18 protein-coding genes and 2 riboswitches are annotated in these 16,214 nt (G+C 40.0%); of the genes, 3 read left to right on the top strand and 15 right to left on the bottom strand.

Annotated features, from left to right (window positions below):
- The first annotated feature begins 111 nt into the window (after positions 1–111).
- The gene (locus tag ACRPLQ_RS05070; RefSeq protein WP_321202032.1) at positions 112–744 is read left to right on the top strand and encodes a LysE family translocator; all 633 of its coding nucleotides are present in this window, start codon (positions 112–114) and stop codon (positions 742–744) included.
- A gap of 166 nt (positions 745–910) precedes the next feature.
- Positions 911–1,051 (top strand): hypothetical protein, encoded by a 141-nt coding sequence (locus ACRPLQ_RS05065; RefSeq protein WP_013058226.1) that lies wholly within the window; start codon positions 911–913, stop codon positions 1,049–1,051.
- Between the two features lie 81 nt (positions 1,052–1,132).
- Here ACRPLQ_RS05065 and ACRPLQ_RS05060 read toward each other — a convergent pair whose 3' ends face one another.
- The 15 genes from ACRPLQ_RS05060 to ACRPLQ_RS04990 all read right to left on the bottom strand — a co-directional run bounded on the left by ACRPLQ_RS05060 (position 1,133) and on the right by ACRPLQ_RS04990 (position 14,696).
- Positions 1,133–1,546: a DUF5301 domain-containing protein gene (locus ACRPLQ_RS05060; protein WP_034264365.1), complete on the bottom strand. Its 414-nt coding sequence runs from the start codon at positions 1,544–1,546 to the stop codon at positions 1,133–1,135.
- Positions 1,547–1,577: 31 nt separating this feature from the next.
- The gene (locus ACRPLQ_RS05055) at positions 1,578–1,742 is read right to left on the bottom strand and encodes a hypothetical protein (RefSeq protein ID WP_165573570.1); all 165 of its coding nucleotides are present in this window, start codon (positions 1,740–1,742) and stop codon (positions 1,578–1,580) included.
- Between the two features lie 153 nt (positions 1,743–1,895).
- On the bottom strand, positions 1,896–2,096 hold the full coding sequence (locus ACRPLQ_RS05050; RefSeq protein WP_063247495.1) for a helix-turn-helix transcriptional regulator: 201 nt from the start codon (positions 2,094–2,096) through the stop codon (positions 1,896–1,898).
- Positions 2,097–2,233: 137 nt separating this feature from the next.
- Positions 2,234–2,389, bottom strand: coding sequence for a hypothetical protein (locus tag ACRPLQ_RS05045; protein ID WP_165636349.1), 156 nt, complete (start codon positions 2,387–2,389; stop codon positions 2,234–2,236).
- A 189-nt stretch (positions 2,390–2,578) separates the two neighbouring features.
- Entirely contained in the window at positions 2,579–2,824 is a 246-nt protein-coding gene (locus ACRPLQ_RS05040; RefSeq protein WP_028414718.1) for a hypothetical protein, read from the bottom strand.
- Between the two features lie 118 nt (positions 2,825–2,942).
- The gene (locus tag ACRPLQ_RS05035) at positions 2,943–3,443 is read right to left on the bottom strand and encodes a GNAT family N-acetyltransferase (protein WP_165636348.1); all 501 of its coding nucleotides are present in this window, start codon (positions 3,441–3,443) and stop codon (positions 2,943–2,945) included.
- 119 nt (positions 3,444–3,562) lie between these two features.
- Positions 3,563–4,180 (bottom strand): acetate uptake transporter, encoded by a 618-nt coding sequence (locus tag ACRPLQ_RS05030; RefSeq protein WP_013058231.1) that lies wholly within the window; start codon positions 4,178–4,180, stop codon positions 3,563–3,565.
- A gap of 142 nt (positions 4,181–4,322) precedes the next feature.
- Positions 4,323–6,617 (bottom strand): 5-methyltetrahydropteroyltriglutamate--homocysteine S-methyltransferase, encoded by a 2,295-nt coding sequence (gene metE, locus ACRPLQ_RS05025; protein ID WP_165636347.1) that lies wholly within the window; start codon positions 6,615–6,617, stop codon positions 4,323–4,325.
- A gap of 150 nt (positions 6,618–6,767) precedes the next feature.
- Positions 6,768–6,956, bottom strand: a riboswitch (cobalamin riboswitch).
- Positions 6,957–7,035: 79 nt separating this feature from the next.
- Positions 7,036–7,146, bottom strand: a riboswitch (SAM riboswitch).
- Positions 7,147–7,226: 80 nt separating this feature from the next.
- Positions 7,227–7,478: a hypothetical protein gene (locus ACRPLQ_RS05020; RefSeq protein WP_028414722.1), complete on the bottom strand. Its 252-nt coding sequence runs from the start codon at positions 7,476–7,478 to the stop codon at positions 7,227–7,229.
- A 258-nt stretch (positions 7,479–7,736) separates the two neighbouring features.
- On the bottom strand, positions 7,737–7,907 hold the full coding sequence (locus tag ACRPLQ_RS05015) for a hypothetical protein (protein WP_367076960.1): 171 nt from the start codon (positions 7,905–7,907) through the stop codon (positions 7,737–7,739).
- Positions 7,908–8,064: 157 nt separating this feature from the next.
- Positions 8,065–8,940, bottom strand: coding sequence for a metallophosphoesterase family protein (locus ACRPLQ_RS05010; RefSeq protein WP_223546690.1), 876 nt, complete (start codon positions 8,938–8,940; stop codon positions 8,065–8,067).
- A 453-nt stretch (positions 8,941–9,393) separates the two neighbouring features.
- Positions 9,394–10,773, bottom strand: a complete 1,380-nt coding sequence (locus ACRPLQ_RS05005) for a sugar porter family MFS transporter (protein ID WP_154991905.1) — start codon at positions 10,771–10,773, stop codon at positions 9,394–9,396.
- Between the two features lie 145 nt (positions 10,774–10,918).
- A complete protein-coding gene (araA, locus tag ACRPLQ_RS05000; protein ID WP_367076959.1) occupies positions 10,919–12,343 on the bottom strand; it encodes an L-arabinose isomerase in 1,425 nt (474 codons plus the stop codon).
- A 29-nt stretch (positions 12,344–12,372) separates the two neighbouring features.
- Positions 12,373–13,071 carry an L-ribulose-5-phosphate 4-epimerase gene (locus ACRPLQ_RS04995; RefSeq protein WP_108674800.1) on the bottom strand — a complete coding sequence of 233 codons (699 nt, stop codon included), beginning with the start codon at positions 13,069–13,071 and terminating at the stop codon, positions 12,373–12,375.
- A complete protein-coding gene (locus ACRPLQ_RS04990; RefSeq protein ID WP_367077878.1) occupies positions 13,065–14,696 on the bottom strand; it encodes a xylulokinase in 1,632 nt (543 codons plus the stop codon). The genes ACRPLQ_RS04995 and ACRPLQ_RS04990 overlap by 7 nt, the downstream gene beginning before the upstream one ends.
- Positions 14,697–15,034: 338 nt before the next feature.
- Between ACRPLQ_RS04990 and ACRPLQ_RS04985 the strand changes: the two genes are divergently transcribed.
- Entirely contained in the window at positions 15,035–16,141 is a 1,107-nt protein-coding gene (locus ACRPLQ_RS04985; protein ID WP_034267057.1) for a GntR family transcriptional regulator, read from the top strand.
- Positions 16,142–16,214 lie beyond the last annotated feature (73 nt).

The raw sequence follows: 16,214 nt of genomic DNA, 5'->3' as shown, positions 1-16,214 counted from the left end.
GTATGTTTTTTTATTCATAATATTGAATTTTATTACATATTTTTATATAATGAAAGACCACTTAAACGGAAAACGATAGTAGATACGAGATTGAAAGAGGTTTTGTTTTTGGTGACGTTATTTTTAACAAATGTGCTGCTCGGTCTTTCGATTGCCCTTCCCGTTGGTACGGTAACGATTGAAATGACGAAGCAAGGTTTAAAAAATGGTTTTCTTCACGGCTGGGTTGTGGGACTTGGAGGCATGACGGTTGATTTGTTGCTAATTGTGCTTCTTTACTCTGGACTGGCTTCTTTTTTGTCTGCTCCTTTTATCCAGCTTGTTATGTGGCTTGTAGGGGCACTTTTTTTACTTTATATTGGCTATGACAGCATTAGACACGCGGATCATGATATAACGGCTCCTGGAGAACACGTAAAAAAGTCGTTTGCCTCTTCTTATGTGAACGGAATCTTTGTTGCGATTTCTCCGAGCAATCTCATTTTTTGGCTGAGCGTGTTTGGGACGGTGCTGACAAATTCGCTTCAAGCCTCTCACTCGTTTCATTTCCTAGTGATTGCTGCCGGAATATTAACGGGAATTTTAATTCATGATCTGGGCTTAATGACAATTGTCTCTGGAACTAGAAAAGTGCTGAATCAGCTTTATATCAAATGGGTTTCTATTGCAGCTGGATGTATCTTAATTGGCTTTTCATGCTATTTTCTCTACCAATTTATCGGGAATCTGCGCATGTACTTTTAATGTTTCTACATATTTTATGGTCTACTATATCCCCTCTTTATCTAGTATAGAGAGGGAATTTTTATAATCTATCAGGGACTATCAGACAAAAAGTTCACAATTTCGTCACATTTCTATTGATTTTTTTCTCTTTTTATACGAAAATATAAAAAAGGGAGGAAATATCATGAAAATCAAAAAAGCACTTCGCATCTTTATTGGATCAAACGTCCTTGTATTATTAACATTTGGCCTTCTTCCAGCACTGTTAGTTAACCCTGATATTGACCTAATTCAATCATTTATTAATTATATAGGCAAGGATTAATTCCACTTAAAATAGTCAAAATTTTCAATCTATTATTTTTATAAAAAAAGACAGCGCAGGCTGTCTTTTTTAGTAGGTTTTTTATTTAGTTGAAAACAGCTTTTTGACATCTACTTTTTGATCTTTAACAATCGTATACGTCGCTTGTTTTTTATCTTCAAAGTTAAACGCTTTTATGTAGTCATTATCGTAAATCGTTAAGCCGTACGCATCTTTTCCGCTTTCGACGATTTTTACCCAGTACGCCTGGTCAAACTTTGGGTCCAGCTCCTTGCTTTTTTTCACTTCTATTTTTGCCAAAGAATGTACGATTTGCTTTATCTCTTTTTTATCATCTACTACACGTTTTCCTTCGTCCGTATCTATTTCAATACGCGTAACGTTTGCTTCATCTACTTTTATGACGTCTTTTAACTGATAGGCTTTCCCGGTATATGTAAAATAAAATACGATGATAAATAAAAGTGCAGCTATAATAATCGTTCTTTTTTTCAAAAGGAACCTCCTTTTCCGCATCACTCTGCATTCAGGTGATACACCTTTTTATTCCTCCTGTTCCGCATCCTTTTAGTACAATGCTGCTTCCTACAAGTAAACTATAGATTAATCCCGGAACAGGAAGTATTAACGTTATCATCAACAGTAACATGCCCGTACTTGTAAGAGCTACTCGTGCAGCTCGATTTTTCATTCATTTCACCGCCATCTCTTGGTGAATTTTTTATATGAAGCAATAGAAATAGTATTAATCTTCTACCTACTTATGTATTGTTCGCTTATAGGTCAGAATCGTCAACACGCCTACTAGGAAGATCGTTGCTTCACATTACCTTTTTTTACTAACTTATGATTTATGAAATAAAAACAGCTCATCTACTGTTGCTCCCAGTTCTTGGGCCAGCTGGAAAGCCAGCGCTAAGCTTGGATCATACTTATTGTTTTCAATTGCATTAATCGTTTGTCTAGATACGCCGCATACTTTCGCCAGTTCATCTTGAGACATCCGCTTAACTTTACGCAGTTCTTTAATTCGGTTTTCCACCATTCATCACTCATCTCTAAAATGTAAAAAACTTTTTACATCCATATCTTATATTATCTTCCTTGTTACTGTCAAATATGTTTGACAAATTAATGTCTCTTACCTACCTAAAAAAGAGATTGAGATATAACAAAATTAATTCAATCTAAAGACGAGCAAACGGGATAAATGATTGAGGATGAATCCCGCGGTTGCTTTCCGCAGGCGGCTGCTGAGCCTCCTCGTCGCTTACGCTCCTGCGGGGTCTCACCTAGTCCGCTTTTCCCGCAGGAGTCTTCGCCTTGCCCTCCAATCAACCGCTAGAAGCAACGAAATAGATTAAGCACATGTTCACCATCACAATAAAAAAACCCGAACAAATTTGATTCTTCATTAAGAATCTCAATTCATCGTTCGGATCTTCCTTCAACTAAAATACTTTTGTCCTGTCCATTTTCCCCTTATTGTTATACATTTATTAAAATTAGTTAAAAACCCCTCACTTCTTACTTTTCTATAATGCCTACAACGAACAAAAACACTGCTAATGAAAGCATCCAAAAGTTTAAAACAACTCCGCCAATAATTGAATACCATTTTTTCGACACAGACGCAAAAACAATGCCCACCAGCGAAAGAATCCCCAGCACTGCAATATCGACATACATATTCACACCGGGACCTCTTCTTACCATAAAAAATGAAAAGCTGATGATTACTAGTATAAAAGAAAGCACGCCGTACTTATTCATGTAAACACCCTCACTTTTACATATTTACAATAATTATACATAATGAAGAGTAAAAAAAGCACAAATTCATTAAAAGAGAACTTGTGCTTTTTTTATATCATTTTATTTTTCGTAAAAATTAAAGCTCCTTACTCATATTAAACCACTGCACGCCTGCATGCTGGGACTGCGCAACTCCTTGATTCACATATCCGTTTTTTTCATAAAACGGAATCAATTCTTCTTTACATGTTAAAGTCACCGTTACGCGCTGTTTGTTCCGCGCTTGTTTTTCAAACTCTTTTAGCAGCATACTGGCAATTCCTTTATGATGATGCTTGGGGTTTACAACGATACCTAAAATACTTTGATGACCACCTGTTTCAGGGTTCGAAATCGTTTTTTCAAACAAATCATCCGTAATAAACGGAGCTGAAATGACGGGTCCGTTCACATATCCAATTATTTCGTCATTTTCTTCAGCGATGATAAACGTATCAGTAATGGTTTTGATCCGCGTGATAAATGCATCTTTTGAGGCAGCTTCATCAGGTGTAAACCCTTTGTTTTCTAACGTAATTAATTGGTTTAAATCTTTTTCATCCACTTGTCTTATAATCATTGAAACGTTTCCTTTCATTAAAAGCTACTATTCTCTTTCTCTCTTTCTACTATATATAAAAACGCACAAACAAAAAAGGATTGACCTCTGCATCATACAGAATTCAACCCTACTTCGCTGTTTAATGAACGTCTTGATTATTTAATAAATGCACCAAATGGCTTGCCCACCGGAAGCACAACTCGACCGTAGTGAGTATTTAATACAGCCGCTGCAGATCCATAGAATGAAAACAAAGCGATTAATAGCTCTGACACTGCTGCTAGTAAGTGCGTGTATTCATATGCCACACCAAATGTACTTAGCGATAATCCAATAAATAAGAAATCAATTAATACAAAAATAATAAATAATACTTTATGAGTGCCCATTGCTCCAACTGTCATAAAAACGCTGAAAATTAAGTAGCCGACAAAAGCAAATGCGAGCTGCTTCGGATCCGCTTCTTTTGCGAGCGCTTCTCCAAATGCGCCAAGCTGAATAAGCCATGTCATAGCTACACCTAGCCAAAATAAACCGAAGGCACCAAAAGCAGTTGCGCCGAAGGTATTATTATGTTTGAAATCTTGCATAGACGCAATTAGCTGCCCTATTCCGCCTAAAAAAATTGCCCATGGCAATACCAATGAAACACCATCGGTTACCCCAAGCTTTTGAAACGATGCAACAAGTGTCACCATGGCAAGTCCGAATAGGCCTAGCGCTGATGGATCCGCTGTTACAATTTTAACGTGCTGCGTGCTGTTGTTACTCATGTTGTACCTCCCTGATTTTAAAAACACCTTTAAAAAGATACAAAAATCTACGGGAAGTGTCAATGGATATTTTTGGCCTTTAAAAAACCCATAAGACCAAGCAGTGTAGCGTTTACACTGCTTGGTCTTGACTTTCTTGTTATTAAGCGTTTTGTAATAAATTTTTTCTTGTTTGTTTTGCAGACTCAACCATCACTTTTAAAGCTTCCACCGTCTCGCTGATTCCTCTTGTTTTAAGACCGCAGTCGGGATTAATCCAAAACAATGCAGGATCAAGCACTTTTAGAGCGCGGTCAATGTTTCGTGTCAGCTCTTCAAGCTTCGGTACGCGCGGGCTGTGGATATCATATACGCCAAGTCCAATTCCCTGGTTATACGTATGTTTTTCAAACGCATAAATTAATTCACCATGGCTTTTGGACGTTTCAATGGAAATCACGTCGGCATCAAGCGCTTTGATCGCATCAATAATCTCTTCGAATTCCGAATAGCACATATGCGTGTGAATTTGCGTCTCGTTTTGCACCGATACTGTGGCTAATTTGAACGCGTACACCGCGGCGTTCAAGTAGCTTTCCCAGTTTTCTCGTTTTAACGGCAGTCCTTCACGCAGCGCCGGTTCATCTACTTGAATCATTGAGATGCCCTGACTTTCAAGTGCTTCCACTTCTTTTCTAAGAGCAAGCGCAATTTGATTTGCCACGTCGTAGCGCGGGATATCATCACGCACAAATGACCAGTTTAAAATCGTAATCGGCCCCGTCAGCATTCCTTTAACAGGCTTATTGGTTAGAGACTGTGCGTAGACCGTTTCTTTGATCGTCATCGCCTGCTCGTACGAGACATCTCCGTAAATAAGCGGCGGCTTCACGCAGCGAGAACCGTATGATTGCACCCAGCCAAACTTCGTAAACTGAAAACCTCCTAATTTTTCACCGAAGTATTCAACCATGTCCGTGCGCTCAAACTCTCCGTGCACAAGGACATCTAAGCCGATGTCTTCTTGAATTTCAATCCATTTTTTGATTTCAGCGTTAATGTACGCTTCATATGCTTCATCGCTTAACTCTCCTTTACGCCACTTCAGACGCTCTTTTCGCACTTCTTTTGTTTGCGGAAAGCTTCCAATTGTTGTCGTTGGAAGAAGCGGCAGTTGAAACGCTTCTTGCTGAACGCGTTGACGTACGTCAAACGACGCTTGGCGCTGTGCTTTATAGCTGTGCAGCTGCTTCAGCTCTTTTTGCACGTCTTGATGGTTTCGAAAAGATGATCCATTTAATGCTTGAATCGCCTGTTTACTTTCACTTATTTCTTTTTCTATTGCTTCTTTTCCTTGCTGCACCGCTTTTGTTAAAAGCGTGATTTCCTTTAGCTTTTCATCTGCAAAAGACAGCGCGTTTTTTAGAATTGGCTCAATGGTTTTTTCGCTTTTCACCGTGACAGGAACATGTAATAAACTTGATGAAGGCTGCAGAATCAAACGGTCTTTTGATACGGCTTCTTCAATTTCACTGATTGTTAAAAGCTGTTCGTCCAAGTTTTCACGCCAAATGTTTCGTCCGTCAATCACTCCTGCTGCCAGCACTTTATCAGTTGGAAACCCATATTTATTAAGCGCCGTGAGATTTTCGCCTCGGTCATGTACAAAATCCAATCCAATTCCGTGAACAGGAAGAGCAACTACTTCTTTATAGTAATCTACGCTGTCAAAATACGTCTGCAAAATGACTTTTACATTCGGTGCCGCTTTTTTCAAAGCTTCATAGACTTCTTTATACAGTGCCAGGTCTTCTTTTGATAGCGTTGTAGCTAAAACCGGCTCATCTATTTGTACCCACTCCACGCCTTCTGCCTGCAGCTCCGCTAAGATTGTTGCATAAAGAGGAACAAATTGTTCAACTACTTTTTTAAACTCACTTTTTTTATATCCTTTTGACAGCTTCACAAATGTTACTGGACCTAAAATAACGGGTTTGCCTTTGATATTCAGCTTTTGTTTTGCTTCTTTGTAAAATTGAAGCGGGCGATTTTCTACAAGTGCTGGCGTACATTCCTCAAGCTCGGGTACAATGTAGTGATAATTTGTGTTAAACCATTTTGTCATCGTAGAGGCTACCGCACCTTTTGTTCCTCGGGCGATGTCAAAATACGTTTCAAGGGATACCGGGCCTCCGCTATATTCAAAGCGCTTTGGCACCAAACCAAACATAGCGGCTGTATCTAACACGTGATCGTATAAGCTAAAATCGCCGACTGGAATTAATTCAATTCCTGCGTCACGCTGTTTTTTCAGATGCCCAAGACGAAGAGCTTCAATTTCCTGAAGAAAGATATCTTTCTCTAGCTTTCCTGCCCAAAACTGCTCAAGCGCTTTTTTCCATTCTCGTTTTTCACCAATTCTTGGATAACCTACATTTGAACTTTTTACACTGCTCATTTTTTCCACTCCCTATATATTTTTTTATCGCTAAACTAAAAAATCTCCCTTTTCGAAATGAAAAGAGAGATGATACGCATACTTAACTAAAGTTGAGATAGCCTGTTTTTCTCAACACGTATTCCTCACTCCTCTCTATATCCCGTAGAGCTTAAGTGCATACAACAGGCAGGTCTCCTGACTTAGGTTCATCGCTTCCTATCCCTTCCCATTTCAACATGAAACAGTGGTTAATAAGTTGCTCCCCATTACAGTGGCGGGACCGCGCCGGCTTTTCACCGGTCTTCCCTTTTAAGCTGCGTACATTCGTTACACAGCACCTGATGCATTTCTATGAAATTGTTCATTCAAAACATATTCACATAAAATAAAAAGCCTCTCTATCATGAATAGAGAGGCATAGTATCTATGAAATCCTCTCTTATTTTTCAAAGCTGTACGCTTTGCAGGATGTAGCACCTTTTTAACAAGATTGTTAAATGGTTGCCGGGCTTCACAGGGCCAGTCCCTCCGCCTCTCTCAATAAGAGTTTTAATTGTTTATAATATTTTGAATGTAGAGTCATCTTAACACCTTACATTTATGTTGTCAAAAGAAATTTCAAAAAAATTAGTTTTCAGGAGGCGTTGACGCTAATTTTTGCCTTAATAATTTGTAATCATCTTTTCGATGTGTTTCGATCAAGTCTTTTGCTCCTTGATGATACCCTGAAGAATAGATGTACTCTACCGCCGTTTCGATAAGCATTCTCTTTTCTTCCGCACATTCTCGGTCCATTAGGGGGAACAGTCTACCTAAAAGGTCATTTAAATCTTCCTTAATAAAACGATTGAGTCCTTCTTGCATCTTTTCGTTTGCCATGATAGCTCCTCCATTTGCTGTGTATGTTTTAAGCCTCTATAAACACGCATTTCACTGTGAATGTTAAGATAAAGTTAAGTCATTAAACAGTATATCAAGTGAATATTTTTCTTCAATTACATATGTAATACAAATATATGACAAATATAGAGAATATATCATCATTCACTATCTATTATAACGCTTGACTGGGCCTTCTGCTACAAGGTTTCGTACGGTTTTCCAAAAGAGGTTGAGACATAACCAAGTGAATCCAATCTAAAGGCAAATGGGATACATGAGCTGAATCGCTTGTGACACCGCAGTTGATTTCCGTACAAGACTTCGCTTTCCGCGGGCGGTCACTGAGCCTCCTCGTCGCATAAGCTCCTGTGGGGTCTCACGTGTTCCGCTTTTCCCGCAGGAGTCTTCGTCTTGTGCTCCAATCACCTGCTAGAAAGACCTATACACATGAAATCTACGTTTACCCTAATAAAAAAATGAACCACTAATCAAGATGCTTGATTAGTGGTTCATTTTTCATTTCGCCTAAAACCCTTTTTTCCCAGCCTCTTTTTTTTGAACCTAGCTTTCTACTTTCTTGTTTTTACAAACAACTTCTTCGAGGTCGTCCAAAATCCTTCCAAAGAAGAGGTCCTAAAATGTCGTACCGGCTAACAAAAAACTCCGTAAAATTATAATTATTTAAAATTAAAGGCGGTTCAAAATCAAGGGGTGCACCCGCGCCTCCTGATAATACAAAATCAGTACCTCTTCCAAGCGTAAACGACCCGTTTCTGTTTTTTCTAATAAACTGCTCGTCATACGCATGCACGTGGCTGACTAACACTTTTTTCACGCGATGTTCTTGAATTAAATCAAAAAATTCTTGACTTTGAGGAGTCGTTACAGGAAAACCTCCCAGGTCTGACCACCGGCCAATATTTGGCTGCGCATGCATGGCTACAACGGTATTACGAGGAGCATCCTCTAGCTGCTGCTCTAAATAATTCAGCTCTCTATCTGTAAATCCATATATTTTATTCTTGGGACTGATGATATTATTTAATGCGATGCACCGGAAGTTAAAGACAGGAATATCAATGACCCAGTGCACTTTTCCGATAGTGGCTCTGAAGTTTTCGAGGTTGCTTTCTTCAAGGTTTAATTCATCATGATTCCCTACGCATACAAACACGGGAATGTTTGGTGCTATTTTTTCGACAACTTTAACAAAGTGCTCCAAATACCTCTTTTCTCCTGTATACACGGTGTCTCCCCCATGAATAATAAACAGCGGATTCAATTCCACCGCCTTTTTTAACACAAGCTCAAATTCACCGCTCATCGTGTAACAATTATCGTTTGGTCCGTCACCTCTACTGTCGCCCATAAAAACAAAGTTGAATGGATCTCTCGGATTTAATTGTTTAATTCTTTGCTTTAATAACTTTTCAGAACGTTCATGAAGCGTCAAATTCATCAACTAGTTAATCCCCCTATTACTAAATAAATTTAGTTAAAAGTAAACATGCTTACTTATTTATATGGAAATTTGCTGATGAAGGTCACTATCTTCTTGTAAGAAGAACGCACATTTAAATTAGTTTCCATAGCCTATCTATTCTTTCATTTTGTTAAGCACGGATAGGACAACATAAAAGCTAGAATCTCAGTATCTATTAATAAGAGCTGGAGCATAATCCAAAGACGAGCAAAGGCCGACATGAGCTGAACCGCTTGTTGCCCCGCAGTTGATTTCCGTGCAAGGCTTCGCTTTGCTCTCCAATCAACTGCTAGAAGAAATGAAACAGCTGAAACCTGCGTTCACCATAAAAAACGAACCACTAATCAAAGTGTTTGATTAGTGGTTCGTTTTTCACTTCAGCTAAAATATTTTTATCTCAGCACCTTACATTTAAAACATTTACGACAATTAAACGTATTTATTACGCTCAACTGGACTTAACGAATTTCTTTCAGAACGAGCTGCCATGTCTGTTTCAATTTGCTCTAGACTGCGCCCTTTAGTTTCGACAACTACAAAGCGTATGAAGAATAATCCGAGAATACAAATGATCCCAAACGTTGAAAAGATCACACCTAAGCTAAACTGATCGGCTAAAATAGGAAACACAAGCCCTACTGCAAGCGATCCTGTCCAGTTAAAGGCAGATGAAATACCAGCACCGATTCCGCGCACAGAAAGCGGGAAAATTTCTCCTACAATGATCCACGTAAGGGGCGCCCAAGAAAACGCATAGCACAGGATAAAGCAGCAAAGTGCAATTAACGTAACCCAGTTAACAACGGATTCATTAACGCCTACTGCTCCAAGAATAGCCGGTGTAAAAAAGGAAAGAGCCATTCCCGCTCCGCCAACCGTAAGAATGGTACGGCGGTTGAATTTATCAACAAACTGCAGAAAAATAAGTGTTGTCACAACGAAGATTACCCCAACAATAACCGTAAAACCAGCAGCTACCTGCGGCGCTAAACCAACTTGACGGGCAATGCTTGTTGCATAATAAACAATTGAGTTGGAGCCTTGAATCTGCTGAAAAGTTGCCATTCCGACACCGATAATTAAAGCTAAACGAAACTTTTTCTGAAACAGCTGTTTAATGCCTGATTGTTCATGCACAGCTACGCTTTGAATTTCAGATACTTCAGCTTCGACTTCAGCTGCTGAGGAACGAAGCGTGCGCAGCACTTCACGCGCTTTATCTGCCATTCCGTTTTTAATTAAGTAGCGAGGTGACTCCGGAAGCTTGATCATCCCGATGCATAAAACGATCGCAAAAATACCGGCGCTTCCAAGCATTAATCGCCAGCTGTTTGGAACCGGCTCAAAAATAAAGGCTACGATATAGCTTAATAATAATCCAATTACAATCATTAGCTGATTCAAACCTGAAAGCTTCCCGCGAATATGAGCGGGTGCGATTTCTGACATATAGGCAGGAACTAACGAAGAAGCCGTTCCTACTGCTGTACCTAAAAAGACGCGCGCAATCGTTAACGTAATTTCCTCTGGTGCAATCGCTGAACCGATGGAGCCTAACAGAAAAATGATAGAGGAAATTAAAATTAACTTTCTTCGTCCAAACTTATCACCTAATAATCCGCTTAAAATAGAACCGATAATGGCTCCACCCATTAGCGATGAAACTACAATCCCCAGCCACAGCGGACTTAAATGAAACGCTTCACGGATATGACCTTCTGCACCAGCAATAATCCCAATATCATAACCGAATAAAATACCGGCAAATGAGCCGAAGAAGAAGATAAACTTACTTGATACTTTACTCATGATTATATCCCCTTTGTATTGTCTTAGTTTTTCTTCCTGCCACACTTATTTAAAACGCTTTCATTTATTTCTAAATACGGCGTTCTTTTACTGACGCTATATTTTCACTTCCAAGGAAGCAGCGCTCCCTTGGAAGTAATGATGCTTACTTAATAATGACGTACTCTAAATTCACAAGCTTTGCATAGCTCACAATTTGATCCGTAGTTAAATTTAATGAAAGAACTGTATGATGTCCTCCTCCGTTTTCAATCCACGCTTTAACGCCGTCTTGGAAGTTCGGCTTAATGTTCCAAAGCACGCGCGCTACCGGAAGATGTGGAGCTGGAACTTCCGGCTCAAATGCCGATACTTCGTTAATTAACAGCTTGTAATGCGTGCCGAAGTCAGCCATAGAAACGACTACGCCTTCTCCTTGTTTACCGTCAAACACTAAGCGGGCCGGATCTTCGCGGTTGCCGATACCTAGCGGAGAAACGATTAGTTTTGGCTTGTTTACTGCTAGCGTCGGGTCTACTTCAAGCATGTGTGATTGAAGCACTGACTCACGTCCGGGAGCCAATTCATACGTGTAGTCTTCCATAAAGCCCGTTGACTGATTATGGCTCATCACTTTGAGCAGGCGGTCAAGCGCCGCTGTTTTCCAGTCTCCTTCACCAGCAAAGCCGTATCCCTGTGCCATCAAGCGCTGTACCGCTAGACCAGGAAGCTGCTTCATGCCGTATAGATCTTCAAAGTTAGTCGTAAAAGCGCTGTAGCCGCCTTCGTCTAGAAAACGTTTAATCGCAATTTCATAGCTTGCCTGTACTTTTACGCTAGATTCCCAGTCTTCTGCAGAATAATCGCCGTAAACAAATTCATACGCGTCGGCATATTCAGCAAATAAATCATTGATTTCTTCTTCCGTAACGGCATTGACATATTGAACAAGGTCACCGATTCCAAAGTAGTCAACCGTCCAGCCAAATTGAATTTGCGCCTCGATTTTATCTCCTTCTGTTACCCCCACGTTGCGCATATTGTCACCGAAACGCGCAACTTTAATGTTGAAGCTTTCGTTATAAGCAGCGGCTACGTCCATCCACTGTGCAATTTGCTGCTGTACGTCGGGGCGCTCCCAGTAGCCCACTACAATTTTATTTTGCTTGTTCAAACGCGCGTTGATAAAGCCGTATTCACGATCACCGTGAGCGGACTGATTCAAGTTCATAAAATCCATATCAATCGTTTCCCAAGGAATACTTTCGTTAAATTGTGTTGCCAAATGAAGCAGCGGTTTTTGCAGCAGTTTGGTGCCGCGAATCCACATTTTTGCAGGCGAGAACGTATGCATCCACGTGATTACACCGGCAACTTCATCTCGGTAATTCACTTCTTTCATCATGCTTGTAATCGTATCAGCACTCACAGCTAAATCTTGCAGCACAAGCGGATAAGGTAAGACACCGCTTTCATTTAAAGCATCAGTCATACTTTGCGCGTGTGCTTTTACTTCTGCTAGCGCTTCTTTTCCGTAAAGGTGCTGTGAACCAACAATAAACCAAAATTCTTTTTGAGCTGTTTTTAACATGATAATCCCCTTTTCTGTATGTAAGTCTTTTAATTCCCTTGCCCGTAATACGCGTTTTGTCCGTGTTTTCGTAAATAATGTTTGTCTAATATACGCTGCGGCAGCTCTTCAGCCAGTCCGTTTAATTTTTGTGTAAAGAAGTTCATTTTTGATACTTCGTCTAATACGACGCTGTTCATTACCGCCGTTTTGGCATCTTTTCCCCACGTAAACGGCCCGTGTCCTTGAAGTAAAATTCCAGGAACCGCTAGCACATCTAAACCGCGCTTTTCAAACGTTTCAATAATCACCTTGCCCGTTTCCACTTCATATCCGTCATTTACTTCTTTTTCTGTCAAAAAGCGCGCGCACGGTACGGAACCATAAAAGGTATCGGCATGAGTCGTTCCCATTGCCTGCACATCAAGTCCTGCTTGAGCCCAAATGGTCGCCCACGTTGAATGCGTATGAGCAATACCGCCAATTTCGGGATAGTGTTTATATAGTACGGCGTGTGTCAGTGTATCAGAGGACGGATTAAGCTCACCTTCTACCACGCGGCCATCTAGGTCTACGACTACCATATCTTTGGCCGTCATTTTTTCATACGTCACCCCGCTTGGTTTAATCACAAACAAACCGCTGTCTCGATCAACTGCACTTACATTTCCCCACGTGTACTTGACCAGTCCGTGTTTTGGCAAATCGAGGTTTGCTTGAAATACTTCTTCTTTTAATTTATCTAGCACAGTAACTCCTCCCGTTCTTCGCTGTGATGCTCGGCAGCTGCTTTTTCAATGACTAGCCCTTTTTTATATCTTTTAATAAATGCTTCAAACCCTTTTACATCGAGCTCATCAGGATAAATTTCTTGTGCGGTCACTTCTTTAAAGACTTTATCATCCAAGAAATCTTCTAAACTTTCATTCTCACTTTTATTGAGCATATAAGAAGAAAGAATAGCCATTCCCCACGCGCCGCCTTCTCCCGCTGTGTCCATGACGGAAACCGGGGTATTAATTGCCGCTGCCATCATTTTTTGACCCACTACCGGCGTTTTAAATAATCCTCCGTGCGCTAAAATGCTGTGAATCTTTACGTTTTCTTCTTTTACTAAAAGATCCATTCCGATTTTTAAAGCGCCAAAAGCTGTAAAAAGATGCGTTCGCATAAAGTTTGCTAGATTAAAATTGCTTTTTGCTGACCGGACAAATAGCGGACGTCCACTTTCTAATCCGGTAATATTTTCACCTGAGAAATAGCCGTAGCTAAGCAAGCCCCCTGCATCTGGATCAGCTTCTAACGCTTTATTTAACATCACTTGGAACAATTTATCCGACTCTACTTTTTGCCCCATCGCCTCCGAAAATTCACGAAACAATCCGAGCCAAGCATTCAAGTCGCTTGAACAGTTATTCGCATGAACCATGGCAACTGGACTGCCGTTTGGCGTGGTAACCAAATCAATTTCCGGATAGACTTTTGAAAGCTTTTTATCTAGTACAATCATCGCAAAAACGGACGTTCCTACTGAAACATTTCCCGTACGTTTTCTTACGCTGTTTGTCGCCACCATTCCCGTTCCTGCATCTCCTTCTGGAGGACAAAACGGAATGCCCGGCTGCAAATTTTTTGATTGATCTAAAATACTAGCTCCTATCGCTGTTAACGTGCCTGCTTGCTCGCCTGAAGTATGAACTGCAGGCAGAATATCTGATAGTTGCCACGGATATCCTTTGTAAGAAATAAGCTCATTAAACTTCTTCATCATATCTTCACTGTAATTTTGCGTGCGTTCATCAATTGGAAACATCCCCGAAGCATCTCCAATGCCAAGCGCCTTAGTGCCCGTCAGCAGCCAGTGAATATAGCCGGCTAACGTTGTTATGTAATGGATGCGCGGCAGGTGTTTTTCTTGATTGATGATTGCCTGATACAGATGCGCAATGCTCCATCGTTCAGGAATATTAAAGTTAAAATGTTCAGTTAATTCTTTTGCTGCTTCGCTTGTTGTTGCATTACGCCACGTTCGAAACGGAACAAGCAGCTCACCCGTTTTATCAAACGCCATATATCCGTGCATCATAGCTGAAACGCCGATGGAGCCAACTGTTCGAATGGTGATCCCGTAGCTTCGTTCCACTTCTTGCTTCATTTCACGGTAAGCACTTTGCAGACCTGTAATAATATCGAGTAAGTTGTACGTCCAAAAACCGTCTTCTAAGAGATTTTCCCATTCATAACTGCCTGATGCGATCGTTTCAAAATTTTCGTCAATCAGCACCGCTTTAATACGAGTAGATCCAAGTTCAATTCCAAGGGACGTTTTTCCTTTAGCAATTGCTTGTTTTATGGTTTCTTGAGTTGTTTTCACGTTTAATCTCCTTTCTGATAGCTATAAAGATACCTATAGCAGTAAGGAAGCGCTTTCCGTTTTATGTAACGCTGTTTGAATTTGTTAACAACTTAAGTATATTTATTTGTACGTACATTTGTCAATAATAAAATTATATATGCACACAAATACTCAAAACACCCTACTATTCTCTTCTTAAACTTTTAAAAAATCGGTATTCAACCCTTAAATCATTTTCCTTTTGATTAAAAATTACGGAAATCTTTTCATTTATTCACGTTCATGATAAAATATGTCCATACAAATTTTATACATAAAAAAAGTTGAATGTATACAACTACGAAAGAAGTGAAAACATGAAGCCAAAATATCAGGTGATTATTGAAGATATAAAAAGCAAAATTCTTTCAGGCGATTACAGCATTGGCGAGCAAATCCCGACTGAATCGGTCATGCAAGAAACGTATGGTGTCAGCAGACATACGGTTCGAAAAGCGATTTTAGAGCTGTCGAATGAAGGATTTTTAAGAAGCGAAAAAGGGTCTGGCACCTATGTAAGCAACCAGTATCAATCCAAAGCGAGCGGGGCTTCTGCCAACAAAACGATCGGCGTAATTACTACCTATATTTCCGACTATATTTTCCCTTCGATCATTCGCGGAATTGAAAGCAGGTTAAATAAAGATAATTATTCCCTGCTGCTGGCGAGCACGAATAATGATGTAGAACAAGAAAAAAAAGCCCTGGAAATGATGCTTTCCTACGGAGTAGACGGCTTAATTGTTGAACCTACAAAAAGTAATTTGTACAATCCAAACATCTCTTATTATTTATCATTCAAAGAACAAGACGTTCCGTTTACGATGATTAACGCCTACTACGAAGAATTAGAGGTTCCGTTTTTTTGTTTAGATGACGTTCAGTCAAGCTACCTTGCCACAAATGAATTAATTTCAAAAGGACATACACAAATTGGACTTATTGCCAAAATGGATGACCTGCAAGGAAAATACCGAATGAAAGGCTACATAAAAGCGCTCGGTGATGCAAAACTACGCTTTCAGCCTGAGCATATTTTGTCTTTTAACACCGAAACAAAGCTCGATTTGTACGCTAATTTAAAAGAGTTTCTCACTGAAAATCAAGACGAAATGACCGCTCTTGTCTGCTATAACGACGAAGTCGGATTAGAAGTTGTAAATGTATGCAGACAGCTTGGCATTTCCATTCCGGACAAGTTGTCAATTATTGGTCAAGATAATTCGTACATCGCTAAAAATGCGACGATTAATTTAACAACGTTAACCCATCCGCAGGAACAAATGGGACACGACGCGGCTGATTGGATCATTAAAAAGCTGCAGGGCAAAAAAGAGTTACCAAACGAAACTTACTATCAGCCGGTGTTAGTTGAAGGCGAAACGATTAAAGAACTAACTGCAAAGCGTGATGAAGTTCGTTAAGAGAAGGCTTCTTTAGAGGTCTATAAAACTTCTTATAAGATAAGGGGATGCACATTATTGCATCCCCTTTTTT

The sequence above is a fragment of the Priestia sp. TRN 1309 genome, from assembly GCF_050846875.1.
Taxonomy (GTDB): domain Bacteria; phylum Bacillota; class Bacilli; order Bacillales; family Bacillaceae_H; genus Priestia; species Priestia zanthoxyli.
This window is presented reverse-complemented; position numbering and strand designations above follow the sequence as displayed.